Source organism: Dactylosporangium sp. NPDC048998 (assembly GCF_043197855.1).
Lineage (GTDB): Bacteria > Actinomycetota > Actinomycetes > Mycobacteriales > Micromonosporaceae > Dactylosporangium.
In genome coordinates, this window is record NZ_JBICTV010000022.1 from 118,015 (window position 1) to 141,387 (window position 23,373).

At 71.5% G+C, this 23,373-nt stretch carries 21 protein-coding genes; 11 read left to right on the forward strand and 10 right to left on the reverse strand.

What is annotated here, in order from left to right:
* Window positions 1-2 precede the first annotated feature (2 nt).
* Genes ACGFI8_RS34605 through ACGFI8_RS34620 form a run of 4 tightly spaced genes read left to right on the forward strand, consistent with a single transcriptional unit; the run spans window position 3 to window position 4,895 of the window.
* On the forward strand, window positions 3-326 hold the full coding sequence (locus ACGFI8_RS34605; protein WP_392811051.1) for an L-rhamnose mutarotase: 324 nt from the start codon (window positions 3-5) through the stop codon (window positions 324-326).
* The gene (gene rhaI, locus ACGFI8_RS34610) at window positions 323-1,513 is read left to right on the forward strand and encodes an L-rhamnose isomerase (protein WP_392811052.1); all 1,191 of its coding nucleotides are present in this window, start codon (window positions 323-325) and stop codon (window positions 1,511-1,513) included. The genes ACGFI8_RS34605 and rhaI overlap by 4 nt, the downstream gene beginning before the upstream one ends.
* Entirely contained in the window at window positions 1,510-3,537 is a 2,028-nt protein-coding gene (locus ACGFI8_RS34615) for a bifunctional aldolase/short-chain dehydrogenase (protein WP_392811053.1), read from the forward strand. The genes rhaI and ACGFI8_RS34615 overlap by 4 nt, the downstream gene beginning before the upstream one ends.
* Entirely contained in the window at window positions 3,534-4,895 is a 1,362-nt protein-coding gene (locus ACGFI8_RS34620; RefSeq protein WP_392811054.1) for a rhamnulokinase family protein, read from the forward strand. The genes ACGFI8_RS34615 and ACGFI8_RS34620 overlap by 4 nt, the downstream gene beginning before the upstream one ends.
* A 162-nt stretch (window positions 4,896-5,057) precedes the next feature.
* Here the strand turns inward: ACGFI8_RS34620 and ACGFI8_RS34625 are convergent, their stop codons facing one another.
* The 7 genes from ACGFI8_RS34625 to ACGFI8_RS34655 all read right to left on the reverse strand — a co-directional run bounded on the left by ACGFI8_RS34625 (window position 5,058) and on the right by ACGFI8_RS34655 (window position 11,310).
* The gene (locus tag ACGFI8_RS34625; protein WP_392811055.1) at window positions 5,058-5,585 is read right to left on the reverse strand and encodes an HD domain-containing protein; all 528 of its coding nucleotides are present in this window, start codon (window positions 5,583-5,585) and stop codon (window positions 5,058-5,060) included.
* Between the two features lie 42 nt (window positions 5,586-5,627).
* Window positions 5,628-6,290, reverse strand: coding sequence for a 4'-phosphopantetheinyl transferase (locus ACGFI8_RS34630; RefSeq protein WP_392811056.1), 663 nt, complete (start codon window positions 6,288-6,290; stop codon window positions 5,628-5,630).
* A gap of 46 nt (window positions 6,291-6,336) precedes the next feature.
* Window positions 6,337-7,362 (reverse strand): hypothetical protein, encoded by a 1,026-nt coding sequence (locus ACGFI8_RS34635; RefSeq protein ID WP_392811057.1) that lies wholly within the window; start codon window positions 7,360-7,362, stop codon window positions 6,337-6,339.
* A 587-nt stretch (window positions 7,363-7,949) separates the two neighbouring features.
* Complete coding sequence (locus tag ACGFI8_RS34640; RefSeq protein WP_392811058.1) at window positions 7,950-8,567, reverse strand: FMN-binding negative transcriptional regulator; 618 nt, start codon at window positions 8,565-8,567, stop codon at window positions 7,950-7,952.
* Between the two features lie 45 nt (window positions 8,568-8,612).
* Window positions 8,613-10,025: an FAD-dependent oxidoreductase gene (locus ACGFI8_RS34645; RefSeq protein ID WP_392811059.1), complete on the reverse strand. Its 1,413-nt coding sequence runs from the start codon at window positions 10,023-10,025 to the stop codon at window positions 8,613-8,615.
* Entirely contained in the window at window positions 10,022-10,165 is a 144-nt protein-coding gene (locus ACGFI8_RS34650; protein ID WP_392811060.1) for a hypothetical protein, read from the reverse strand. The genes ACGFI8_RS34645 and ACGFI8_RS34650 overlap by 4 nt, the downstream gene beginning before the upstream one ends.
* A complete protein-coding gene (locus ACGFI8_RS34655) occupies window positions 10,162-11,310 on the reverse strand; it encodes a polysaccharide pyruvyl transferase family protein (protein WP_392811061.1) in 1,149 nt (382 codons plus the stop codon). Before ACGFI8_RS34655 ends, ACGFI8_RS34650 begins: the two co-directional genes overlap by 4 nt.
* Window positions 11,311-11,410: 100 nt before the next feature.
* On the opposite strand from ACGFI8_RS34655, the gene ACGFI8_RS34660 reads away from it, so the two are divergent.
* The 5 genes from ACGFI8_RS34660 to ACGFI8_RS34680 all read left to right on the forward strand — a co-directional run bounded on the left by ACGFI8_RS34660 (window position 11,411) and on the right by ACGFI8_RS34680 (window position 18,969).
* Window positions 11,411-12,427, forward strand: coding sequence for a potassium channel family protein (locus ACGFI8_RS34660; RefSeq protein ID WP_392811062.1), 1,017 nt, complete (start codon window positions 11,411-11,413; stop codon window positions 12,425-12,427).
* Window positions 12,428-12,437: 10 nt separating this feature from the next.
* Window positions 12,438-12,974, forward strand: a complete 537-nt coding sequence (locus ACGFI8_RS34665) for a hypothetical protein (RefSeq protein ID WP_392811063.1) — start codon at window positions 12,438-12,440, stop codon at window positions 12,972-12,974.
* A gap of 1,082 nt (window positions 12,975-14,056) precedes the next feature.
* Complete coding sequence (locus tag ACGFI8_RS34670; RefSeq protein ID WP_392811064.1) at window positions 14,057-14,605, forward strand: sigma-70 family RNA polymerase sigma factor; 549 nt, start codon at window positions 14,057-14,059, stop codon at window positions 14,603-14,605.
* 686 nt (window positions 14,606-15,291) lie between these two features.
* A complete protein-coding gene (locus tag ACGFI8_RS34675) occupies window positions 15,292-15,873 on the forward strand; it encodes a hypothetical protein (RefSeq protein ID WP_392811065.1) in 582 nt (193 codons plus the stop codon).
* Window positions 15,874-16,077: 204 nt separating this feature from the next.
* On the forward strand, window positions 16,078-18,969 hold the full coding sequence (locus ACGFI8_RS34680; RefSeq protein ID WP_392811066.1) for an RICIN domain-containing protein: 2,892 nt from the start codon (window positions 16,078-16,080) through the stop codon (window positions 18,967-18,969).
* Window positions 18,970-18,991: 22 nt separating this feature from the next.
* Here the strand turns inward: ACGFI8_RS34680 and ACGFI8_RS34685 are convergent, their stop codons facing one another.
* Both ACGFI8_RS34685 and ACGFI8_RS34690 read right to left on the reverse strand, forming a co-directional pair.
* Window positions 18,992-19,957 carry a pirin family protein gene (locus ACGFI8_RS34685; protein ID WP_392811067.1) on the reverse strand — a complete coding sequence of 322 codons (966 nt, stop codon included), beginning with the start codon at window positions 19,955-19,957 and terminating at the stop codon, window positions 18,992-18,994.
* 259 nt (window positions 19,958-20,216) lie between these two features.
* On the reverse strand, window positions 20,217-21,242 hold the full coding sequence (locus tag ACGFI8_RS34690) for an ROK family protein (protein WP_392811068.1): 1,026 nt from the start codon (window positions 21,240-21,242) through the stop codon (window positions 20,217-20,219).
* Between the two features lie 91 nt (window positions 21,243-21,333).
* Here ACGFI8_RS34690 and ACGFI8_RS34695 point away from each other — a divergent pair, with 91 nt between their 5' ends.
* Together ACGFI8_RS34695 and ACGFI8_RS34700 are read left to right on the forward strand one after the other, a co-directional pair.
* Entirely contained in the window at window positions 21,334-22,239 is a 906-nt protein-coding gene (locus tag ACGFI8_RS34695) for an NADP-dependent oxidoreductase (RefSeq protein ID WP_392811069.1), read from the forward strand.
* Window positions 22,240-22,346: 107 nt separating this feature from the next.
* Window positions 22,347-22,478 (forward strand): hypothetical protein, encoded by a 132-nt coding sequence (locus ACGFI8_RS34700; RefSeq protein WP_392811070.1) that lies wholly within the window; start codon window positions 22,347-22,349, stop codon window positions 22,476-22,478.
* Window positions 22,479-23,001: 523 nt separating this feature from the next.
* Here the strand turns inward: ACGFI8_RS34700 and ACGFI8_RS34705 are convergent.
* On the reverse strand, window positions 23,002-23,373 hold a 372-nt coding region (locus ACGFI8_RS34705), incomplete at its 5' end, for a LuxR C-terminal-related transcriptional regulator (RefSeq protein ID WP_392811071.1).

The window sequence follows — 23,373 nt, forward strand, 5'->3', positions numbered from 1 at the left end:
GCGTGCGCCGGGTCTGTTTCACGCTGCAGGTCAAGCCGGAGCTGCTGGAGGAGTACCGGCGCCGCCATGCCCACGTCTGGCCGGAGATGCTCGTCGCGCTGCGCGACGCCGGCTGGCACGACTACTCGCTCTTCCTCCGCGACGACGGTCTGCTCGTCGGCACCCTCCGCACCGAGGATCTCGCCGCCGCCCAGGCCGCCATGGACGCCACCGAGGTGTCCGCGCGCTGGGAGGCGCAGATGGCGGAGTTCTTCATCAACGGGCGGCATCTGGTCGTCCTCGACGAGGTGTTCAACCTGGAGCACCAGCTTGGAGCATGGCAATGACTGAGCTCGCCCCGGAGACGCGGGCGCGTGTCGCGGCGCGGCTGCGCGACCAGCGGATCGAGACGGCGTCCTGGGCGTACGGCAACTCGGGCACGCGGTTCAAGGTGTTCCCGCAGGAGGGCGTGCCCCGGGACCCGTACGAGAAGCTCGCCGACGCCGCCGTCGTGCACCGCTTCACCGGCGTGGCCCCGACCGTGGCGCTGCACATCCCGTGGGACCTGGTCGACGACTACGCGGACCTGGCCCGTCACGCGACCGAGCTCGGTGTGCGGGCCGGCACCATCAACGCCAACGTGTTCCAGGACGACGACTACAAGCTCGGCAGCGTCACCAACCCCGACCCCGGCGTGCGGCGCAAGGCGATCGGGCACCTGCTGGAGTGCGTCGACGTGATGGACCGCACCGGGTCGCGCGACCTGAAGCTGTGGTTCTCCGACGGCACCAACTACCCCGGGCAGGACGATGTGCGCACCCGCCAGGACCGGCTCGCCGCCGCCCTGGCCGAGACGTACGACCGGCTCGGGACCCACCAGCGGATGCTGCTGGAGTACAAGCTCTTCGAGCCCGCGTTCTACATGACCGACGTGCCGGACTGGGGTACCGCCTACGCCCACTGCATCGCCCTCGGCGAGCGGGCCCAGGTCGTCATCGACACCGGCCACCACGCGCCCGGCACCAACATCGAGTTCATCGTGGCGGTGCTGCTGCGCGCCGGCAAGCTCGGCGGCTTCGACTTCAACTCGCGGTTCTACGCCGACGACGACCTGATGGTCGGCGCCGCGGACCCGTTCCAGCTGTTCCGCATCATGCACGAGATCGTGCTCGCCGACGCCCTGTCCGGGGCCGGCGCGTACAAGGGGATCGCCTTCATGCTCGACCAGTGCCACAACATCGAGCCGAAGATCCAGGCGGTCATCCGCTCGGTCCTCAACGTGCAGGAGGCGACGGCGAAGGCGCTGCTGGTCGACCACGACGCGCTGCGCGCCGCGCAGGACGCCGGCGACGTGCTGGGCGCCAACGAGGTGCTGATGGACGCGTACAACACCGACGTGCGGCCGCTGCTGCGCTCGGTGCGCGAGGACATGGGGCTCGACCCGGACCCGATCGGGGCGTACCGGCGGTCGGGCTACCTGGAGAAGATCCGCGCCGAACGGGTCGGCGGGACGCAGGCTGGATGGGGAGCATGAACTCGCAGACGGCGGCGGAGCTCGTCGAGCGGTCGCGGCGGCTGGGCGCCGACCCGCGCAACACCAACTACGCCGGGGGCAACACCTCGGCCAAGGGCACGACCGTCGACCCGGTGACGGGCGGGCCGGTGGAGCTCGTCTGGGTCAAGGGGTCCGGCGGGGACCTCGGTACCCTCACCGAGGCCGGGCTCGCCGTGCTGCGGCTCGACCGGCTGCGGGCGCTGGTGGACGTGTACGCGTCCCCTGAGGGCCCTGCGGGCCCCGAGCGCGAGGACGAGATGGTCGCCGCGTTCGACTACTGCCTGCACGGGCGCGGCGGGGCGGCACCCTCGATCGACACCGCGATGCACGGGCTCGTGGGCGCGGCGCACGTCGACCACCTGCACCCCGACGCCGGGATCGCGCTGGCGACCGCGGCCGACGGGCCGGCGCTGACCAAGGAGTGCTTCGGCGACCGGGTGCTGTGGGTGCCGTGGCGCCGGCCCGGCTTCCAGCTGGGGCTGGACATCGCGGCCGTGCAGCGGGCCAACCCGCAGGCGATCGGCGTGATCCTCGGCGGCCACGGGATCACGGCCTGGGGGGCGACCTCCGCCGAGTGCGAGGCGAACTCGCTGGAGATCATCGGTACCGCTGCCGCGTTCTTGGAATCCCGCGGCCGTGCGGCTCCCTTCGGCGCCGCGTCGCACGGACCCCTCGAGGACCGGCGCGCCCGCGCCGCCGCGCTGTTGCCGCTGTTGCGGGGGCTCGTCTCGACGGACCGGCGCCAGGTCGGGCATTTCCGTGACGATGATGTCGTACTCGAATTCGCCGGGTCCGCGGCGATGCCCCGACTGGCCGCGCTCGGCACCTCCTGCCCCGACCACTTCCTGCGCACCAAGGTCCGGCCGCTCGTCCTGGATCCCGGCGGTGGCACCGAGGAGCGCATCCGCGAGCTGCACGCCGCGTACCGGGACGACTACGCCGCCTACTACGAGCGGCACGCGACCCCCGACTCGCCGCCGATGCGCGGCGCCGACCCGGCGATCGTGCTCGTGCCCGGCGTCGGCATGTTCTCCTTCGGGGCGAACAAGCAGACCGCGCGGGTGGCGGGGGAGTTCTACGTCAACGCGATCAACGTGATGCGCGGCGCGGAGTCCGTCTCCAGCTACGCGCCGATCGACGAGGCGGAGAAGTTCCGCATCGAGTACTGGGCGCTCGAGGAGGCCAAGCTGCGGCGAATGCCGAAGCCCAAGCCCCTGGCGACCCGCATCGCGCTGGTCACCGGCGGCGGGTCGGGCATCGGGCGGGCCATCGCGCACCGGCTGGCCGCCGAGGGCGCCTGCGTCGTCGTCGCCGACCGCGACGGGGACTCGGCGCTCAGGGTCGCCGACGAGCTCGGGGGCCCCGATGTCGCGGTACCGGTGACGGTCGACGTGACCGACGAGGACGCCGTCCGCGCCGCCGTCGACGCCGCCGTGCTCGCGTTCGGCGGGGTCGACCTCGTCGTCAACAACGCTGGCCTGTCGGTGTCGAAGCCGCTGCTGGAGACCACGGTCGCGGACTGGGACCTGCAGCACGACGTGATGGCCCGCGGGTCGTTCCTCGTCGCCCGCGAGGCCGCGAGGGCGATGATCAGGCAGGGCATCGGCGGCGACATCGTCTACATCGCCAGCAAGAACTCGGTGTTCGCCGGGCCGAACAACGTCGCCTACGGCGCCACCAAGGCCGACCAGGCCCACCAGGTGCGGCTGCTGGCCGCCGAGCTCGGCGAGTACGGCATCCGCGTCAACGGCGTCAACCCGGACGGGGTCGTGCGCGGCTCCGGCATCTTCGCCTCGGGCTGGGGCGCGCAGCGCGCCGCGGTGTACGGCGTGCCGGAGTCCGAGCTCGGCGCCTTCTACGCGCAGCGGACGCTGCTGAAGCGGGAGGTGCTGCCGGAGCACGTCGCCAACGCCGTGTTCGCCCTCACCGGCGGGGACCTGTCCCACACCACCGGCCTGCACGTCCCCGTGGACGCCGGCGTCGCGGCGGCGTTCCTGCGATGAGAATCGCGGCCGTCGATCTGGGGGCCTCCAGCGGGCGGGTGATCGTCGCCGACGTCACGGACGCGGCGATCACCTTCTCGGAGGTGGCGCGGTTCACGAACGAGCCGGTGCGGGTGCGGGGGACCCTGCAGTGGGACATCCTTTCGCTGTACCGGGGAATGCTCGCCGGCCTGGCCGCGGCCGGACCGCTGGACTCCGTGGGCATCGACTCCTGGGCCGTCGACTACGGGCTGCTCGACGCCGACGGGGTGCTGCTCGGCAATCCGGTGCACTACCGCGACTCGCGCACGGACGGGGTCTCGGCCCGATTCGACGGATACTGCGTGTACTCGGCCTCCGGGATCGCCGTGCAGCCGTTCAACACCGTGTTTCAGCTCGCGGCGGCGAGGGGGAGCGCGCAGCTCTCCTGCGCGCGGTCGCTGCTGCTGATTCCCGATCTGCTCTCGTACTGGCTGACCGGGTCGCTCGGCACGGAGGTCACGAACGCCTCGACCACCGGGCTGCTCGCCGCCGGTGGTACGTCCTGGGATCCCTTCCTGCTCGAGCTCGCGGGGGTCTCGCCGTCGCTGTTTGCGCCGTTGCGGGCGCCGGGCTCGTCCGGCGGCGTCGTCTCGCCCTCGGTCGGGGTCGCGGCCGGGACGCCCGTCACCGTCGTCGCCTCGCACGACACGGCCTCGGCCGTGGCCGGGGTGCCCGGTGCCGGAAATTTCGCCTACATCTCTTGTGGGACCTGGTCACTCGTCGGGGTCGAGCTGTCCGCGCCGGTGCTGACCGAGGAGTCGTACGCGGCCGGGTTCACCAACGAGATCGGGGTCGATGGGACGGTGCGGTACCTGCGCAACGTCATGGGGCTCTGGCTGCTGCAGGAGTGCATGCGGGAGTGGTCCGAGCCGCTGTCGTCGCTGCTGGCGGGCGCCGCGGCCGCGCCCGCGGGCCGAAGCGTCGTCGACGCGACCGATCCCGTCTTCCTGCCGCCGGGCGACATGCCGGCCCGCATCGCCGCGGCGTGTGCCGCGTCGGGCCAGCCGGTGCCCGCGACGCCGGTCGAGATGACCCGCTGCATCCTCGACTCGCTCGCCCTGGCCTACCGCCGCGCCGTCGAGGACGCGCAGCGCCTGGCCGGGGTGAGCGTCGACGTGGTGCACATGGTGGGCGGCGGGGCGCAGAACGAGCTGCTGTGCCAGCTGACCGCGGACGCCTGCGGCCGGCCGGTGCTGGCCGGGCCGGTCGAGGCGGGCGCGCTGGGCAACGTGCTGGTGCAGGCGCGGGCCCTGGGCGCGGTCGGCCCGGACCTGGCGGCGATGCGCGCCCTGGTGCGGGAGACCCAGCCGATCGTGCGCTACGAGCCGCGCGCCTAGCGCGGTTTTGTCGTACCGGTGGGGTACGGTGACCCCATGGTTAGAACGGATGTTCTAGATCATGGATTGTTCGGTCCCGATGGGGACGATGATTTCCTCGGCCTCAACTCGGTCGGATTCGGTAGCCCTGCTGGCCGTGTCGGTTTTGTCGAATACTTCGGTTTAGTCGGCTTCGATCGGGAAGCTGGCCTGGAAGGCGAGCCTGTCGTCGGCGCCGTCGGCGATGCGGGTCAGCTCGTCGTCGAGGCGCATGAAGGCGGCCCAGACCGGCTCATCGGTGGCGGCCGCGAGGATCTCCGCGATCTTCTGCTCCAGACCGGCCTCGCGGCGCCCCTTCCAGACCTTGTCGGCGAGCGTGACGAGCAGCTCCTCGACGGTCGCGTCGCCGCGGTCCCACCGCCCGTGCACGGCGGCGAAGCGGGCGAGCCGGTCCTCGACGCCGAGGGAGCGCAGGAGGGCCTCGCCGGCCGGCTCGTGCTCTGCGCCGGCCCCGGACAGCTCCCCGGGGAAGCGGACCTTGCCGATGTCATGGGTGGCCGCCCCGAACAGCACCGCCTCCCGGTCGACAGCCACGTCGTCCCCGAGCCAGTCGAGGATCTCTACGGCGACGTCGTGCACGGCCCGCAGATGGGCACCGAGCCGTGGCGGCGCCCCGACGGCGCGCAACAGCTCGACGACTGAGCTCGGCAACGGCCGCAACCCGCTCCCTCCCCACTGTTCTTCCATTGCTTGCTAGACCTCGGCTTCCTTCGCTGTCACGACACCGGCGCTGCGGACCAGTCCCGGGGCCACGTGGAAGCGCCCGCGGAGCACGGCCGGCGCTCCGGGCGTCTTCGCGAGCCGCTCCGCAACGATCCGCGCCTCGAACTCCCCGGCGGCCACGTCGATCGTCAGCCGCGCGTCGTGAAAATCGAGCCACGTGCCGACGATGGGCGACCAGAGCTTGAAGACGACCTCCTTGGCCGAGAAGTGCACCGTGGGCCACCAGTCCTCGTCGGCGCGCTCCGCGCACCAGGCGAGCTCCTCGGGCAGGCAGATCGAGCCGCGTACGTTGTCCGGCAGGATCGTGCGCCGCTCCGCGTCGATCCCCACGGCCCGCACGTCGGACCGGAGCCCCACGGCCGCCGCGCAGTACCCGCCGGTGTGCGTGATGCTGCCCGTGGTCCCCTCGGGCCAGACCGGCGCCCGGTTCCCGCTGGTCGGGAGGGCCCGCCCGTGCACACCGAGCCGCCCGAGCGCCCTTCGCGCGCAGGCCCGCCCCGCCGCGAACTCCCGCCGCCGGTTCTCGACGGCCCGCGCACTCAGCCCGGCCGCCTCGGCGGGCAACAACGCCGCGGAGTAGTCCTCCTCCGCGGCAACCTCAACCGCCACCCACTCCGGCAACAGGTCATCCACGTACGCGACTGTAACCGCCACCGCGCTCGGTGTGTTGGTTCGCTCCTCAGCCGGCGTCCGCGCGGGTTCGCGGCAGCAACAGGCCGCCGAGGACGGCGCCGGCGAGCATGGTCAGCACGATCACGCCGCTCCAGAGCTCGAGGGACCAGGCCACGCCGAGCGACAACTCGACCCCGACCAGGTGCGTGGGCCACACGAGCAGCGGAACGAGCACCCCGACGCCGAGCGGCACCAGCCGCGGCCGCCGCGCGGCGACCCACTGCACCGCCACGTCGGCGATGACGGCGCCGAGCAGCGGCCAGAGCTGCGCCGAGAGGTTCTCGAAGTCGGCGAACACCCCATTGGGCACGGAGGCCGCCGCCACCACCAGCGTGACGAGCCCGGCCGGCACCCGCTCGAGCCGCGTCCAGGCGTACAGGATCGCGGCGATGACCAGCACCGAGTACGTCAGGTACTGCGCCATGCCAAGCGCCTCCCCGTTGTCGTTCCCGCTCATGGCCGCCGGCGCATCCGTGAACGGCGACAGATAGTCGAGGAAGAACGCCGCCACGCCCGTGGCGCTGGTCGCGCTGATGAGCACCGGCGCTTCGGCGGCGAGCGACCACCCCGTCGCCCCGCGCTTCGCCGCCGCGGCGCGGATCGGCGTGGCGATCATCAGGGTGCCGGCCGTGAGCAGCAGCAGGTGCGGCGGGCTGAGCAGCGCCTCCAGGTCCACCTCGATCCCGAACGTGATGTGCCACAGCATGTCGGACAGCCCGCCCACGGCGAACAGGATCGCGCCGAGCAGCCCGAGCCCGTACCCCGCCGGCACCCACCCCCGCATCGGCCCTTCGGGCCGCCCGCGCCAGAGCCGCGCGGGGACGAGGCTGATGGCCAGGGCGGCGTACCCGCTGTACAACACCCCGTGCCACGGCGTGAAGAACGTCTCGAGCGCCGGCACGTGCGTGTGGGCCCACCCGTCCATGAAGAGCCCACCGGCGAGCCAGACGGTGGCGAGGGCGACGAGCAGGTCGCGTCGGCTGGTGGAGACGCGCCGGCTCACGGTGGCACGATCGGTAACGGTGGTCGCCATCCACCGATCCTGACGCCTCGGTCGCGGCGCGCACACCCCCCGTTCCTGCGATGCTCCCCTCCCGTTCGACCACAACCGGACGGACGAATCCGAGCATTCCGGGACGGTGGGTGGCTGCGGTGTACGCGTGCCCGGAATCCGACCGCGTTGAACACCGCGGTCGGATTCCGGTAACCATTGCGGCTATCAGTTCGGCGTCGGTGAGCAACTCCCAGCTGCGGACACGGCGGGCGCGCGGGACGTGCCCGCGCGTCGGGAGCACGCACGGCGGCCATGCGTACCCGTCGGCCACACGTACGCGGCGGGGGGCGGGCGCTGCGCGTCAAGGCCGCGCGTCACTGCGGGCGAGCGCGGCGTGGCGGGCGAGCGCGGCGTGGCGATTGCGGCGCTTGTGCGCGGCGGGCGTTCGTGCGCGGCAGGCAGGTGCGGCGTGGCGGGCGGCCGCGGCGGCCGTGCGTGGCGTGTCGGGCGTGCGGGCGCAGCGTGGCGTGTTCGGCGGGCCGTGCGTGGCGTGGTGGGCGTGCGGGCGCGGCATCGCGTAGCAGGCGGGCCGTGCGTGGCGTGGTGGGCGGCGTGCGGGTGGCGCGTCAGGTGGGCAGGCGGCGCAGCAGGTGGGCGCGGGCCTCGGCGTCCATCGGGCCGTTGCGGGCGGCCAGGCGCGCGGCGAGTTCGTGGCGGTGCTCGGGGGTGCGGTTGCCGGCGTACTTGAACTTGCCCGCCACCGACGTGATCGTCAGCTCGATGCCGCGGATGCCGGGCAGCTGACGGTCGTCGCGGAGCAGCGGGGTGCGGTCCGTCGCGGGCTGGAACTGGGACAGCTGGCGGCGCAGGATCGCGGCCTTCTCCGCCGGGTCGTCGACGACCCGGACGTCGCAGGAGAGCTGGACCGAGGCGTAGTACGAGGTCGGCGTGCCGTCGCGGGGGTCGGTGCCGGGCTTCGCGTTCCAGTCCGACGGCACGTAGACGTAGTCGCCGATCACCGTGAGCAGGGCCCTCGGGCGCTCTTCCAGGGCCAGCCACACCGGGTTGGGCCGCGCCAGGTGCAGCCACACGCGGGCGTCGCCGTCGAACGAGAAGTGGGTCGGGACCACGATGGGCAGGTCGCGGTCGCGGCCCGGGGCGATGAGCTGGCCGAAGTCGTGGCCGGCCAGCCATTGCCGCCATTCGGCCTCGTCGATCAGGGCATCCCACGGGTGTACCAGCACGTGCACCAGCGTGCGGCACGTGCGCCGCCGAATGAAAGGACCAATCTACGTCGGGAGGCTTGCGCCCTGGGCTCGCAGCACCCGCTGGACCTGCTCGGCCGGGACCTCGCGCGGCGCCTTGCCGATGCGTGCCGCCAGCGCCGCGCAGACGCCCGCCGCCTGACCGGTGGCCATGGAGATCGGCATGATCCGGTAGGAGCTGTGCGCGACATGGTCGCCGGAGATGCAGCGGCCGGCTACCAGGAGGCCGTCGGTGTTTCGGGGGAGCAGCGTGCGCAGCGGGATGTCGTAGGAGCATCCCTGCGGCACGCGGCGCAGGATCGTGCCGGGGCCGTTGGGGTTGTGGATGTCCACCGGGTAAGCGCCCCGCGCGATGACGTCGTCGAACGAGCGCGCGCTCAGCACGTCCTCGCCGGTCAGCTGGTAGTCGCCGAGCACCCGGCGCGTCTCGCGGACGCCGGCCTGCACGCCGCTCTGGATGACGTACGACTCGGCGAAGCCCGGCACCCGGTTGCGCAGGAACCGCGCGATCTGCGCGAGCTGGTGGTGCGTAGTCAGCTCGGCCCGGGTCAGGTCCCACACGCTGATGCCGAGGCCCCCGAAGCGCGTGGAGTTGACCGACACCTCGTCCGGGTGCGGTGTCGCGAAGAACAGGATGTCCTCGCGCGGCAGCTCGAGCTCGCCCGCGTCGCGCGCCTGGCGGATCAGGTCCCATAGTCCGTGTACTCCTCTCCACTGGTCGGGGTGCTGGTGCACGTAGTCGAGGAAGCCCTGCCGATCGAAGTTGCCGACGCGGAACATCAGCGTCATCGGCTGGGTCAGGCCGTCCTCGGGGCGGCCGATCTCATAGGGCGCGCCGGCCGCCGCGGCGAGATCGCCGTCGCCGGTGCAATCGACGACGACGTCGGCGTCCAGCACGACCGGGCCGGATTTCGTCTCGAACACGCAGCGCGAACCGCCCTCGGGCAGCGGCATGAGATCCGAGGCGAAGGCATGCAGCAGGAGTCGAACGCCGCAGCCGTCCAGCATGTCGTAAGTGACGAGCTTGAAGATCTCGGGATCGAAAGGCACGGTGTAACCAGTGCTCGGATCCGGCGGGATGGCGCCCCCTGCGCGGACCAGGCGATCGAGCAGGGTCCATAGTACACCCGCGACGACGGGCTCGCCTTCGCCGTGATCGGTCGGTAACAGACGGTTCTCGTCGCCGCCCACGGCCTGTTTGATCTCGTTGTGGAAGCTCATCAGCGGCATGACGAGCGCGGCCGTGGCGTTGCCGCCGAGGAACCCGTAGCGCTCGACGAGCACGACCTCGGCCCCCGCCGCGGCCGCACCCATCGCGGCGCCGAACCCGGCCGGCCCGCCGCCCACGACGAGGACCTCGGTGTGCCCGCCGTGGATGGCCGTTCGCGGTGGCAGCCGCACCGGCGCGAGCCCGCTCGGCCGCTCCAGCGCGCTCACGCCCGCTCCCCGCGCCGCCCGCCGGCGAACGGCACGGGCACGACCCAATCACCGTCCAGCGCTCGTAGCAACGGCATGGCCCGGTCCGTGGGCCGGGTCTGCGGCCGGCCGGCCCATCCGCCGCGCTCGGGGTCGGTCACGCGCTCACCACCGGCTCCCGCTCGGCGACCGGCGCGATGCGGTCCAGCTGCGCGCCCAGGCGCCGCCCCGTCTCGGTCGCGCGCTGGCGCAGCCCCGCGACCCGCGCGGCGATCTCCTCCTGGCGCTGCGGCCGCTCGTCCCACAGGCGGTCGACCTGCGCGATCAGCGGCCCGGCCGCCTCTCGTACGACCCCCAGGGGAACCGGCGCGCCGATGCGCTGCGCGAAGTCGAAGACCTTTCCGGCGTACGGCAGTGCCAGCAGCGGTACACCTGAGAGGGCCGCGAAAATCAGGAAGTGCAGTCGCATGCCGACGGCCAGGTCCAGGTGCCGCATCAGGTCCAGCACCTGGCCCGGGCGGTACTGCCCGTTGAGCACGCGGCAGTGTTCGGCCGCGGTCATGCGCGAGAGCACGGCGTGCGAATGGCGGATGTCGGAGCGCTCCATCGGCACGAAGACCAGCGACGCGTCGAGCCGGTGCACGATGAAGTCCCCGACGTGGGCGAGCAGCTGGTGGTACTCGTCGGCGGCCAGGTGCTGCGCGGCGCGGCCCGGTTCGCGTACGCTCATCCCGACCACCCGCCGCCCCGGCGGCAGCGAGTCGCGCAATGCGCCTGCGTCGAACTCTTCCGGCTGCAACAGCAGGGCGGGGTCAGCGGTCACGAAGACGGGCGCGGTCACGCCCGCCTCTTCCAGTGCCACCTTCGACTCCTCGTCGCGGACGGTCACCTCCGTCGCGGCGCCGAGGACGTCGCGCGCCATCGTGCAGTCGAGCTCCTCGGTGAGCGGGCCGGCGCCCACCGCATACGTGAATACCGGCACGCGCTGCTCCTGCGCGGTGCGAACGACCCGCAGGTAGCGGCGCGCCTCGGTGTCGTAGAGGATCCCGCCGCCGCCGAGGACGAGCAGGTCAAGGCGGGAAAGAGCCTCCGCGGTACGGTCGCGGCCAACGCCCTCCCACGCCGCCACCGTGACGCCGGGGTGCTCCCGTGCGGTGTGCTGAGGGTCACGGGAGAAGACCGTCATGTCGGCGTCCGGGCGCCTGGCCCGCAGGTCCGACAGCAGGCTGGCCAGGATCGCCTCGTCGCCGAGGTTGTAGCCACCGTAGGAGCCGAGGACACCCACCCTCGGGCCATGTTCCGACATGACACGCCTCCCCCTTCGCCGGTGCCCAAACCCGGTTCGCCGGAGTGCCGGGGACTACCCACGAGCGAAGTTGTCACACCCGACGCTTATGGTGGATTTCGTGATCCACCTTCCGGCCGTACGGCGTGGGCCGTTGCGTGCCATCAGCGCCCGCCTCGGCCTCGCCGTCGCGCTGGTCTTCGTGATCGTGGCGATCATCTACGTCGATCGCGACGGGTATCGCGACGTCAACGACGACGGGATGTCGCTGCTCGACTGCTTCTACTACGCCGTCGTGACGCTGTCGACGACCGGATACGGCGACATCACCCCGGTGTCGGATTCGGCCCGGCTGGTCAACATCGTGATCATCACCCCGGCCCGTGTGGTGTTCCTGATCATTCTCGTCGGCACCACCCTCGAAGTCCTGACCGACCAGTACCGCACCAACCTCAGGTTGCAGCGATGGAGGAAGCGCGTGAAGAACCACGTCATCGTCTGCGGCTACGGCACCAAGGGCCGTGCGGCCGTCGGCACCCTGCTGGAGAACGGGTTCGACAAGTCACACATCGTGATCGTGGAGAGTGACCGCGCGGCGCTGCGCCAGGCGACGTCCGAGGGCCTGGTCGCCGTCGAGGGCTCCGCGACCCGCTCGGCCGTGCTAATGGAGGCGCGCGTACGGGATGCCAAGGCCATCATCATCGCCACGGACAGCGACGACGCGTCGGTGCTGGTCACGCTCACCGTCCGCCAGCTGACCGCCGGCAAGGTGTCGATCATCGCCGCGGCGCGCGAGGCCGAGAACGCGCCCCTCCTGCGCCAGTCCGGCGCGCATCACGTCATCGTCTCCTCCGCGACGGCCGGCCGGCTGCTCGGCCTGTCCACCACCGCACCGCCGCTCATCGAGGTCGTCGAGGACCTGCTCACGCCGGGCCAGGGCATGGCGCTGGCGATGCGCTCGGCCCGCCGCGACGAGGTGGGCTCGTCGCCGCGCGAGCTCAGCGAGGTGGTCATCGCCCTGTTCCGCCGCGGCAAGGTGCTCTCCCTCGCCGAGCCCGAGGGCACCTCGATCCAGACCGGCGACATGATCGTCTACGTGCGCGACGACCGCCCGGAGTCGATCCCCGCCATGCCGTAGGGTTCCCCGGATGGCGGCGCGCATCGGGGCACTCATCGCGACCGTCGTGCTGTTGCTGCTGGTGGGGACGCCGGCTCAGGCGCACGGCGGCGCATCGGTAACCATCCACTCCGACGGCCACGGCTCGGTCTGGATCACCGCCCAGTGGCAGGACGGCCACCCGATCAGCGAGCCCACCACGGTCACCATGGCCGCCTCCGCCGACGGCGCCGCCTCGCTCGCCCCGTCCGTGCTGCGGCAGACGGGCGACGAGCGGGGCACCCAGACGTACAGCGGCACCCTGGACCCGGGCGCCTGGCGCGTCGCGATCGACCTGGCCGCCCCGGTCAACGGCCACTGCCAGGCCCTGATCCAGGTGGCACCGGCCACCGCCACGCCACAGCCCACCGAGGTCGCCTGCCTGATCCCGGCCACCGCCCCCTCCGGCGCGGCCGCCCCGCCCGCGTCGCCGGCCGGCGGCAGCCTGACGCCGCTCTGGTTCACCCTGGGCGGCCTGGCCGTGGCGGCCGCGGTGACCGCCGCGGTCCTGGCCCGCCGCCGGTCCTGATTTTTTGTCGTACCCCTGTTCTAAGTTGTCAGCATGAGTGAGGTGCTGACAGCGATCGACCCGGCGGAGTGGCGCAACCGGCTGGATTCGATGCTGGAGGAGCACCGCCGCCGCCACGCCCGCCGCGCCGCGATCAGGTCCGAGTTCGCCGAGGCGCGCCGCCGCGGCCTGGAGCGGCGCCACGCGGAGCGACTGGCCCGCCTGGACCGCGAGGCCCGCACCGCGGAGATCACCGCCCAGTGGGCCGAGCGCGACGCCCGCACGGCCCGCCCCCACACTCCCACCGCTGCACCCACACGCCGCGCCGGCCCCGCTCCCACCGCCGCGCGGACGTCGCAGCCCACCGCTCCCGCCCCGGCCGCCGTTCCAGCGCCTCCGGCCGCTGCTTCTGCTCCCGCCGCCGGTGCCGCTCCGGTGTCTCTGCCCGTTGCTCCTGTTTCGGCTGCCGTTCCAGCGTCTCCGGCCGCTGCTTCTGCTCCCGCTGCCGGGGCTGTTCCGGTGTCTTTGCCCGTTGTTCATGTTTCGGCTGCTGCTCCCGCGTCTCCGGCCGCTGCTCCTGTTTCCGCCGCCGGTGCGGCTCCCGTGTTGTTGCCCGTTCCTTCCGTTCGGGCCGCTGCTCCCGTTTCTGGTGCTGCTCCCGCGTCGGCTCCTGCTCCCGCGCCGGCTGCTGCTCCCGTTTCTGGCGCTGGCCCCTTGTCTGATCCTGCTGCTCTTCGTTCCTCTTCTTCTCCTGCTCGTCCCTCTCCTGCTCGTTCCTCTCCTGCTCCCGTGCCTCGGTCGGCGCGTGTGCGTCCTCCTGCGCCCGGCCGGCCTGTCGTCCGGGCCGGGTCTTGCTCGGGAGTCCCCGCTCTCGCCGTTCTGCCCCCGGGCCCGGCGTCTTCCTCGGCGGCTGTGCGGAGGGCGTCCGGCTGGCCACGTTCCTGTAGTTCATCCCTTGGCCGAGGGCCGCCGGCCTGATCGTTGTGACGTCGCCGGGCGGACGGGTTCCGGTTCGGATTTCAACCAGTTCTGCGGTAGCCGCGCGGGCACACCCAGGTGAGGCGGAAGGAGGATTGTCAGCCTGGGGCGCTAGGCTCGCTGCCGTGACTGGTGACGCCGACGGCGAGGTGGATGCGGCAACCGCGGCGTTGCTGGCCGCGCGGACCGGCGACGAGCGGGCCGCGGCCGCCTTCGTACGGGCGACCCAAACGGAGGTGTGGCGGTTCGTCGCCGCGCTGGTCGGGGTGGCGCACGCCGATGACGTGACGCAGGACACCTACCTGCGCGCGTTCCGAGCCCTGCCCGAGTTCGCGGGCCGTTCCTCGGCGCGGACCTGGGTGCTGGCCATCGCGCGCCGCGCGTGCGCCGACCAGGTGCGCGCGGCGACGCGTGCGCGCCGGTTGGAGGCCCGGGTCGTGGCCGAGCCGACGACGCTGGCCGAGGGGGACCACGCTGGCCTGCACGCCACGAACGCCCTGGTCGGTGCCCTTCCCGCCGAACGCCGCGTGGCGTTCGTCCTGACGCAGGTGCTCGGCGTCTCGTACGCGGAGGCCGCCGAGATCGAGGACGTCCCGGTCGGCACGATCCGCTCGCGCGTGGCGCGGGCCCGCGCCGACCTCGTCGCCGCGATTGCGGCTGCCCGGGCCGGATGAGCCGGTCCCGCCCGAGCGACCCCACCACCGCGACCAGTCGCGCTGTCGGTTCGTTGTGCCGCGGCGGTCGCTGCTCGTGTTGCGGTGTCGGTCGGGTGTGTCGTGCTGGCCGGCATCGTGCCGTGCCGCTCGCTGGTCGTGGTGGGTCGGCCTTGGGAACGAGAGGCCGGCGGTGCCGCAGGGCTTGGCGCACGCGCGGTCGGTGGTGGCGGGGCCAGCGGCGGCTGTTGGCTGGCGGTGAACGTGGCTGTGGGAAGGCCTGGGTGCCACTTGAGGGGGGAGGGCTCGTGACTCGTGACTTGTGGTTGCGGGGTCTCTGGCGGTGGGTGGTCGCCGTTGGTGTCGGGGTTGGGGCGGTTCTTTTGTACGGGACTCCCGCCGCGGCGCATGGGGCCGATGCGCCCGTTGCTGTTGGGTACGTCGTGCGGGTCGAGTCGGTTTCCGTTGCTGGGGTTGCTGTTCGGGCCGTTGAAGGGGGTGCGCGGCTCGAGCTTGTCAATCACTCGGGGCGGGAAGTTGTCGTGCTCGGGTTGCAGGGGGAGGAGTTTCTTCGCGTCACTGCCGATGGGGTCGATGAGAATCGGAAGGCGCCTACCTGGTTTGCCAGTCGGGCGTTGAGCGGGGGCGGTACCGGCGGGGATGCCTCGGCGGCGCCCGAGTGGCATCGGGTCGCGTCCGAGCCTCGGGTGCGCTGGCATGACGAGCGGGCGCGCGATCTTCCGGCGCGGGCCTGGAGTGTCCCGCTGCTTGTCGACCAGCGGGAGGCGGGGATTGTGCGCGGTACCGTCGCGGAGGCCGAAACGCCGGAAACGGGCTGGTGGTGGGCGGGCGGGCTGCTCGCCGGTGTGGGCGTCGGGCTGTTGTGGCGGTGGCGCGGAGCGCTGGCGGCGGTTGCGATCGTCGGCGGGGGGATCGTGGCCGGGTGGATCGTGGCGTCCGCGTGGCTCGCCGCATCGCCGGCCGACGGGGTCGGGGTGCAACTGCTGGCGCGACTGTGGCCGCTGGTGACCGGGGTCGGCGTGGTCGCGGCCGGAATCCTGCTGGTGTTCAAGCGGGTCGACATCGTCGTGGGTATAGCGGGGGCCTGTCTTGCGGTGATGGTCGGGTTCGGGGACTCGGCCGTGTTCCGGTACGGGACGCTCGCCGGGCCGTCCTGGGGGAGATGGGCCGTCGTCGTCGCGCTCGCCGCGGGGATCGGGCTGGCCGTGGCCGGGGGAGTGCGGTGGTACCAGGCGACCGGCGAGGCCGGCGTTGCGACGGAGGCTTAGGTCGCGTTGGGGGTGAGGCTGCGTCCAAGAGTCGTCCAAGAGTGAGGGCGCGCTGACGTGTCGCCGCGTGACGGTCGGTGAGGGTGGAGAGCGCACAGGCGGCTACCTGGAAGTCAACAAAAACACACGAGTTCTTTCATGAATGACCGTTTCCTTGCATAATCGGGCATCGATGTTCCCCGCCAGGAGCAAAGGAGTCCGAACATGGACCGCAGGACCTTCGTCGCGCGAGGGGCCGTCGTCACCGGCGGTGCGATCGCGCTCAGCACCGCCGTCGCCGGGGTGGCCGAGGCCGCCGTCCGTACCGCCAAGACGGTCACCGCGGGCGCGCGCGGCGGGCAGTACACGCCCAACCTCGCGCCGCTCAAGGCCACCCCGTTTCTGAAGCTGCCGCCGGGCGCCGTGCAGCCGCGCGGCTGGATTCGCACGCAGCTCAACATCGAGGCCGACGGGCTCTGCGGGCGCATGACCGAGGTGTCCGACTACCTCCAGTACAACAACTGTGGCTGGGTCGACAAGACCAAGGGCGCCTGGGAGGAGCTGCCCTACTGGCTGCGCGGGTTCGGTGACCTGGGGTACGTCACCGGCAACACCCGGATCCTGACGCTGGCGCGCCAGTGGATCGACGGGATCATCGCCAACCAGGCCTCGGACGGGTTCTTCGGGCCCAACAGCCTGCGCACCAGCCTCGAGAACGGTCCGGACTTCTGGCCGCACATGCCGCTGCTCGACGCGCTGCGCTCGTTCGCGGAGTACAGCGGCGACTCGCGGATCGTGCCGTTCATGCGCAAGTACTTCCAGTTCCAGAACGCCCAGCCGGCGGCGGTGTTCAACCGCAGCTGGGCGGCCCTGCGCTGGGGCGACAACATCGACAGCGTCTACTGGCTGTACAACCGCACCGGCGAGAGCTGGCTGCTCGACCTGGTCCGCAAGATCCACGCAGGGTCGGCCGACTACACCAACGGCATCCCGAACTGGCACAACGTCAACCTCGCGCAGGGGTTCCGCGAGCCGGCGCAGTTCGGGCTGCTCGACCCCGACCCGAAGTTCCCGCAGGCGACGTACAACGACTACAACACCGTGATGAGCCTGTACGGCGGCTTCCCCGGCGGCGGCTTCGCCGGCGACGAGAACTGCCGCACCGGGTACACCGACCCCCGGCAGGGCTTCGAGACCTGCGGCATCGTCGAGTTCATGCACTCGCACCAGATGCTGGCGCGAATGACCGGTGACTCCGTGTGGCTGGATCGCTGCGAGGACCTCGCGTTCAACTCGCTGCCGGCCGCGCTCGATCCGGCGCAGCAGGGCGTCCACTACATCACGTGCGCCAACAGCATCGCGCTCACCAACGCGACACTGACACAGGGGCAGTTCCAGAACGGCTTCCCGATGCTCGCCTACATGACCGGCATCCACAACTACCGCTGCTGTCCGCACAACTACGGCATGGGCTGGCCGTACTACGCGCAGGAGCTGTGGTTCGCGACCTGGGACAACGGGCTGTGCGCGGCGATGTACGGCGCCTCGCAGGTGACCGCGAAGGTCGGCGCGAACGGCACCACCGTCACCATCGTCGAGGACACCGACTACCCATTCGGTGACACTGTCACGTTGACAGTGAGCACGCCGGGGGCGGTGAGCTTCCCGTTGTACCTGCGGATCCCCGGCTGGTCGACCGGCGCGCAGGTGCGCGTCAACGGCACGCTCGTCTCCGGCGCGCTGCAGCCCGGCTCATTCGTCATCCTCGACCAGACCTTCAACAACGGTGACAGCGTCACCGTGACACTGCCGATGCGGACGACCGTGCGCACCTGGGCCCGCAACGGCAACGCGATCAGCGTCGACAACGGGCCGCTGACCTTCTCGCTGTCCATCGCCGAGCGCTGGCAGCGCATCGGGGGCACCGACGCGTGGCCGTCCAACGAGGTGTACGCCAACTCGGCGTGGAACTACGGTCTGTTGCTCGACCCGAACAGCCCGAGCGTCACCGTCACCCGCAAGCCCGGCCCCCTGGCCGCGAATCCGTTCACGCGCGACGGAGCGCCGATCTCACTCACCGTCACCGGGCGCAAGATCCCCAACTGGCAGGCCGACGCCGAGGGGATCGTCCGCACCCTGCAGCAGAGCCCGGCCCGCTCCACGCAGCCGAACGAGTCCGTCACGCTGCTGCCGATGGGTGCGCAGCGTGTCCGGATCACCACGTTTCCGCGCGTCAGTGATGGGGCCGACGCGATCGAGTGGTCGATCCCGGCCACCCCGTCGGCGTCGTGGTGCTGGGGCGGCGACAGCGTCGGCGCGATCAACGACGGGAAGGTGCCCGGCAGCTCCGGCGATCAGAGCGTCCCGCGGATGACCTGGTGGGACCATCTCGGGACCAGCGAGTGGGCCCAGCTGACGTACGCGACGCCGATCAACACCGGCGCGGTCTCGCTGTACTGGTTCGACGACACCGGCGTCGGGCAGTGCCGGGTGCCGCAGTCGTGGCAGCTGCAGTACCTCAACGCATCCGGGCAATGGACCGCGGTGAGCGGGGCGTCGGCGTACGGTACCGCGCTCAACACCTTCAACCGGGTCACCTTCAATGCGGTGACGACAACAGCGCTGCGCGTGGTCGTGCAGCTCAAGGCCGGCGTCTCGAGCGGCATTCTCGAGTGGCTCGTCGAGGGCACCACGGCACCGATCTCCTGGAAGCGCATCCAGAACAAGAACAGCCTGAAGGTGCTCGGCGTCGCCGGCATGTCGACGGCGAACAGCGCCAATGTCGTGCAGTTCGACGACAACGGGACCGCGGATCACAATTGGCGGCTGATCGACGCGGGCTCCGGGTGGTACAAAATCCAGAACCAGAACAGCGGGAAACTGCTCGCCGTGCAGAACATGTCGCAGGCCAACAGCGCGTTCGTGCAGCAGTACGACGACAATGGCTCCGCTGACCACCTGTGGCGGCTCATCGACAACGGTGACGGGTGGTATCGGATTCAGGTCCAGCACAGCATGAAGGTGCTCGGCGTCTCCGGGATGTCCACGGCGAACAGCGCCCAGGTCGTGCAGTTCGACGACAACGGCACCGCCGATCATCTCTGGAAACTGCTGTAGCGGGTCCGCGGATTGCGGTCGATCAGTGCTTTCGATAGCGCGGGCGCGGCATCAGCCGGGTGGTCGGGAGCGGCGGGGCGGGCAGCGGCTCCTCGCCGCCCGGCACCGTGCCGAAGCGGTCCGAACCTTTCATCCAGTCCTCGCGCGCCTCGACGATCTCCTCGTGGGAGCGGCCGACGAAGTTCCACCACATGACGAGCTCCTCCTCGAACGGGACACCGCCGAGCAGGAACAGGCGCGAGCGCTCCCCGGTCTCGAGGCGGAGGGTGTCGCGGTGGGCGCCGAGGTACAGCAGCGAACCGGGAGCGACGTCGACGCCCTCGACGCGCGCGGTGCCCTCGGTGACGACGACGGCGTGCTCGAAGTCGCGGCGTACGCGGATGTCGGTCCGGGCATGCTCGCTCAGCTCGATGTCGGCGCCGAGGAGCTCGCTGTGGACCTCGGCCGGGGACGTGGCGCCCTCGAGCTCCCCGACGACAATCCGGATTTTTACCGATTTATCCGAAATCTCGGGCAGCTCGGCGAGATGCTGAAACGCCGGGGCGCGGTGGCGGCTCTCCTGCGGCAGCGCGACCCACAGCTGCAGGCCGTGCAGCATCGGCGGCTTCTCGGTCGGCGAGTTCTCCGAGTGGGCGATGCCGCGCCCGGACGTCATGATGTTGAGCTGTCCCGGGTAGATGACCTGGTCGGAGCCGAGGCTGTCGCGGTGGCGTACCTCGCCGCCGAGCAGCCAGCTCACGGTCTGCAGCCCGATGTGCGGATGCGGCGGCACGCGCATGCCCGGCCGCCCGGTCACGTCCTCGGGCCCGAAATGGTCGAGGAAGCACCACGCCCCGACGGTGCGCCGGGTCTTGTTGGGCAGGCTGCGCCGGACGACGGTGTATCGGCCGAGGGGTACGTCACGCCCTTCGAGCAGCTCGGCGCACGGCCCGGTTTCCGTCTCGACGGGCAGCTCCGCCTCGGTCGGCTGGCCTTCCAGGTTGCTCATTCCGCCGATTCTCCCAGCACTTGGGCGGGTCGCCCAGGTGCGCCGCCGCGTTGCCCGTATTTGCGCGGACCTTGCGTCGCGCGAACCGTCCGCCGGGTAATTTGTCCGATGTGGTGGGACTTGTCGGCGTGCTGGTCGCCGGGGCGGGGGTGTACCTGACGTGGCGGGCGCTGCAGGCGGCCCGGCGGGGCGCCGAAGCCGTGGCGGAGCTGGTCGCGTCTGACGCATCAAAGGTTCGGACCTGTGACACGTGAAAGGTTCAGACCACTACCGTGCCGGCGGCGGCGATTGCGGCGCCCCTCGCGCCGGCCATGTCGCGCTCCGGGACCAGGGCGAACTCCGCAACCGCGGCCTGTTCCTCGCGGAGCAGGGTGTGCTCGCGTACGCGGGCCAGGAACCAGTCGCGGAAGTGCGGCGCTGCCTCGACCACGCCGCCGCCGACGAAGTAGCAGTCGGGGTCGGTGAAGTTGGCCGAGATGGTGAAGAGGCGGCCGAGGCCCATGGCCTGCTGCTCGAAGATCCTCAGGGCCAGCTCGTCGCCCTGCTCGGCGTACGAGCGGACCTGCTTCGCGGCGGCCTTGATGGAGTCTGCCTGGTGGAGCGGGTGGTCCGGGTATCGGGTGAGCCAGTACGGCAGCAGGTTGCGCACGATGCCGGTCAGGGACGAGACGCTTTCCACGTCGCCGAGGAAGCCGCACCCGCAGCTGGGCAGGGGCTGGCCCTCCTCGAGCAGGCCGTGCATCGGGATGTGCACGTGGCCGAGCTCGCCCGCCATGCCCGCCGCGCCCTTGATGACCTTGCCCTGCTCGATGACGCCGCCGCCCAGGCCGGTGCCGACGATCGCGGAGACCGAGGACTTGATGTGGGAGTTGGCGCCGAAGTACACGTGGTGGGCGTAGAGCGCGGCCGCGTTGCCGTCGTTGTTGTACACGACCGGGAGGCCGAGCCGCTGCTCCAGCGCGCCGCGGAAGTCGAAGCCCCACCAGTCGGGCTGGGAGAAGTTGGTCGCGCCCTTGGAGGAGATGACGCCGTTGGCGCTGGCGGGGCCGGGCGTGTCGAGGCCGACGGCGACGACCCGGGAGCGGTCGACCTTGGTCACGGCCAGGATGTTCTCGAACGCCCCGGCGAGGGACTCCACGGCCGCCTCGGGGCCGTCGAGCACCCGGCTCGGCACCTCCACCAGCCCGTCCACCAGGAACGAGCCTTCGCGATCGAGCACCGTGGCGTTGTTCGCAGTGCCGCCGTTGTCAAGCCCGACAACGACCCAGTCCTTCGCGTTCACCATTGTCCGACTCCCTGAGAACATCCGCGCGGCATGCACGCTACCGCATTTTCTGTTGACCTCAACCGGGCTTGAGGTCGCACAGTCGGTACCCATGAGAGCTGCAGCGTTTGCCGAACCTGGCCCGCCGGGCGTCCTTCGCACCCTCGACCTGCCCGAACCCCAGGCCGGCCCCGGCCAGGTGCGGGTGCGGGTCGTAACGGCCGGCGTCCAGCCGTTCGACGCGAGGCTGCGCCGGGGCTGGGTCCCGCCGTATGCGACAGTGACCCTGCCCCAGATCCCGGGCAACGAGTTCGCCGGCGTCGTCGACCAGGGCACGCCGGAGATCCCCGTCGGTACCGAGGTGCTGGGCTTCAGCGTGTTCAACGCCTACGCGGAGTACGTCGTCGTCGCCGCCGACCAGGTCACCCCGAAGCCGCCGGGCGTGTCCTGGGAGGTGGCCGGCGGCTTCACGGCCGGCTGGCAGACCGCCCGCCTCGCGCTGTCCGCGATCGGCGTCGGCCCCGGCGACACCGTGCTCATCAACGCGGCCGCGGGCTCGACCGGCACGGCCGGCGTCCAGCTCGCCCGCCTCCTCGGAGCCTCCGTCATCGGTACCGCGAGCGAATCCAACCAGGACTATGTGCGCTCGCTCGGCGCGATTCCCGTGGTGTACGGCAAGGGCCTGGCCGCGCGCGTCCGCACCCTGGCACCGCAGGGCGTGACGGCCGCGATCGACGGCGCCGGCGGCGAGGCCCTCGAGACGTCCCTGGAGCTGGTCGAGGACCGCAAGCGGATCGTCACCCTGGTGGCGCACGACCGCATCGAGGAGCTCGGCCTCGGCAGCATCCAGGGCCGCCGCAGCGCCGAGGCCCTGGCCGAGCTCATCGCCCTGTACGCGGCGGGCGAGACGACATGGCACATCCGCCGCGTCTACCCGCTCTCCGAGGCCGCCGGGGCCCACCGCGAGATCGAGACCGGCCACGGCCGCGGCAAGATCGTCCTGTCAATCCACGACTGAACCGACAAATACCTGATAAATCCGGACGCCGCCGGCGCCCGGATTTATCGCGGCGGCGCCCCTCTGCGGCTGCGTTGAGCTGGCGTGTCGGCCAAGGTGGATGGGTGTTGGACATCCCTGAACCCGACTGCTGGCTGCACCCCGATGTCAAGGTGCGTCCGTCCTCGATCGCGGGTGACGGGCTGCGCCAGCGCCGACTTCGCGATGCGATGCCGATGTCGTTCGGCCTTGTGTCGTAGCGTGGTGACCGGCCGGGACTGGCAACTGACCGAACTCCGTCGCCGCTACGGCACGCACTGGGTACCCGCCCTGCTCGAACTGATCCATAGGCAGGAACCACCAGACAAAGACTGATCACCCTCGGTAGGGCGCGGTCCGTCTGTCCGGAGCCGACATATCCGCGCAACCGGGCCTGCGTGGCCACGAGCCCAGAACCTTCATGTCCGCTGTCGTGGCGACGCACCCCCGGTGTGGTGGGGTGCCCCGCGATGGCGCGCCCCGGCGGGCGGCGTGGCCCTGTGGGGGTGGCACGGCACGCTGGCGGCGCTTGCGGTCGTCGGTGGCGCGCCCGGCGGGCGGGGGCACCGGCGGCGGCAGTCTGACCGGTGGTGCGCTGATGTGGCCCGCCGGCGGGCTGTGGGCCGGTTTCTGACCCGATCGATGAGAGGGCAGCCGCCGCGGTTCCGGTCAGGAGCCGGGGCGGCTGCTGTCAAGTTGTCGGCGCGCATGGGATTGCGTCACGCCTCGCGCGCCGAGCCGGGTTCAGAGCCAGCCGGCGCGGGCGGCGAGCAGGCCGGCCTCGAAGCGGCTGCGGGCGCCGAGGCGTTCCATGATGTCGGCCATCATCCGGCGGCAGGTCCGTTCGGAGACGCCGAGCCGCTTGGCGGCGGAGTCGTCGGTGTGGCCCTGGCTGAGCAGCTTCAGCAGTTCCCTTTCCTGTGGCGTGACGCCCTGACGGTCGCGGGCCTTGCTCGCTCCCAGCGGGACGGCGCTGGCCCACACCTGTTCGAACAGCGCGACCAGTGAGGTCACCACGCCGCGCCCGGTCAGCCGGAGCACGCCCTGCGTTGTGTTCGCCGGGTCCACCGGCACGATCGCGGTGGTGCGGTCGAAGACGAGCATCCGTGGCGGCAG

Coding starts and splice junctions, on each gene's coding strand:
- rhaI (WP_392811052.1), top strand. CDS start 323: ATGACTGAGCTCGCCCCGGAGACGCGGGCGCGTGTCGCGGCGCGGCTG.
- ACGFI8_RS34615 (WP_392811053.1), top strand. CDS start 1,510: ATGAACTCGCAGACGGCGGCGGAGCTCGTCGAGCGGTCGCGGCGGCTG.
- ACGFI8_RS34620 (WP_392811054.1), top strand. CDS start 3,534: ATGAGAATCGCGGCCGTCGATCTGGGGGCCTCCAGCGGGCGGGTGATC.
- ACGFI8_RS34635 (WP_392811057.1), bottom strand. CDS start 7,362: ATGGCGACCACCGTTACCGATCGTGCCACCGTGAGCCGGCGCGTCTCC.
- ACGFI8_RS34655 (WP_392811061.1), bottom strand. CDS start 11,310: ATGTCGGAACATGGCCCGAGGGTGGGTGTCCTCGGCTCCTACGGTGGC.
- ACGFI8_RS34665 (WP_392811063.1), top strand. CDS start 12,438: ATGGCGGCGCGCATCGGGGCACTCATCGCGACCGTCGTGCTGTTGCTG.
- ACGFI8_RS34680 (WP_392811066.1), top strand. CDS start 16,078: ATGGACCGCAGGACCTTCGTCGCGCGAGGGGCCGTCGTCACCGGCGGT.
- ACGFI8_RS34685 (WP_392811067.1), bottom strand. CDS start 19,957: ATGAGCAACCTGGAAGGCCAGCCGACCGAGGCGGAGCTGCCCGTCGAG.
- ACGFI8_RS34690 (WP_392811068.1), bottom strand. CDS start 21,242: ATGGTGAACGCGAAGGACTGGGTCGTTGTCGGGCTTGACAACGGCGGC.
- ACGFI8_RS34695 (WP_392811069.1), top strand. CDS start 21,334: ATGAGAGCTGCAGCGTTTGCCGAACCTGGCCCGCCGGGCGTCCTTCGC.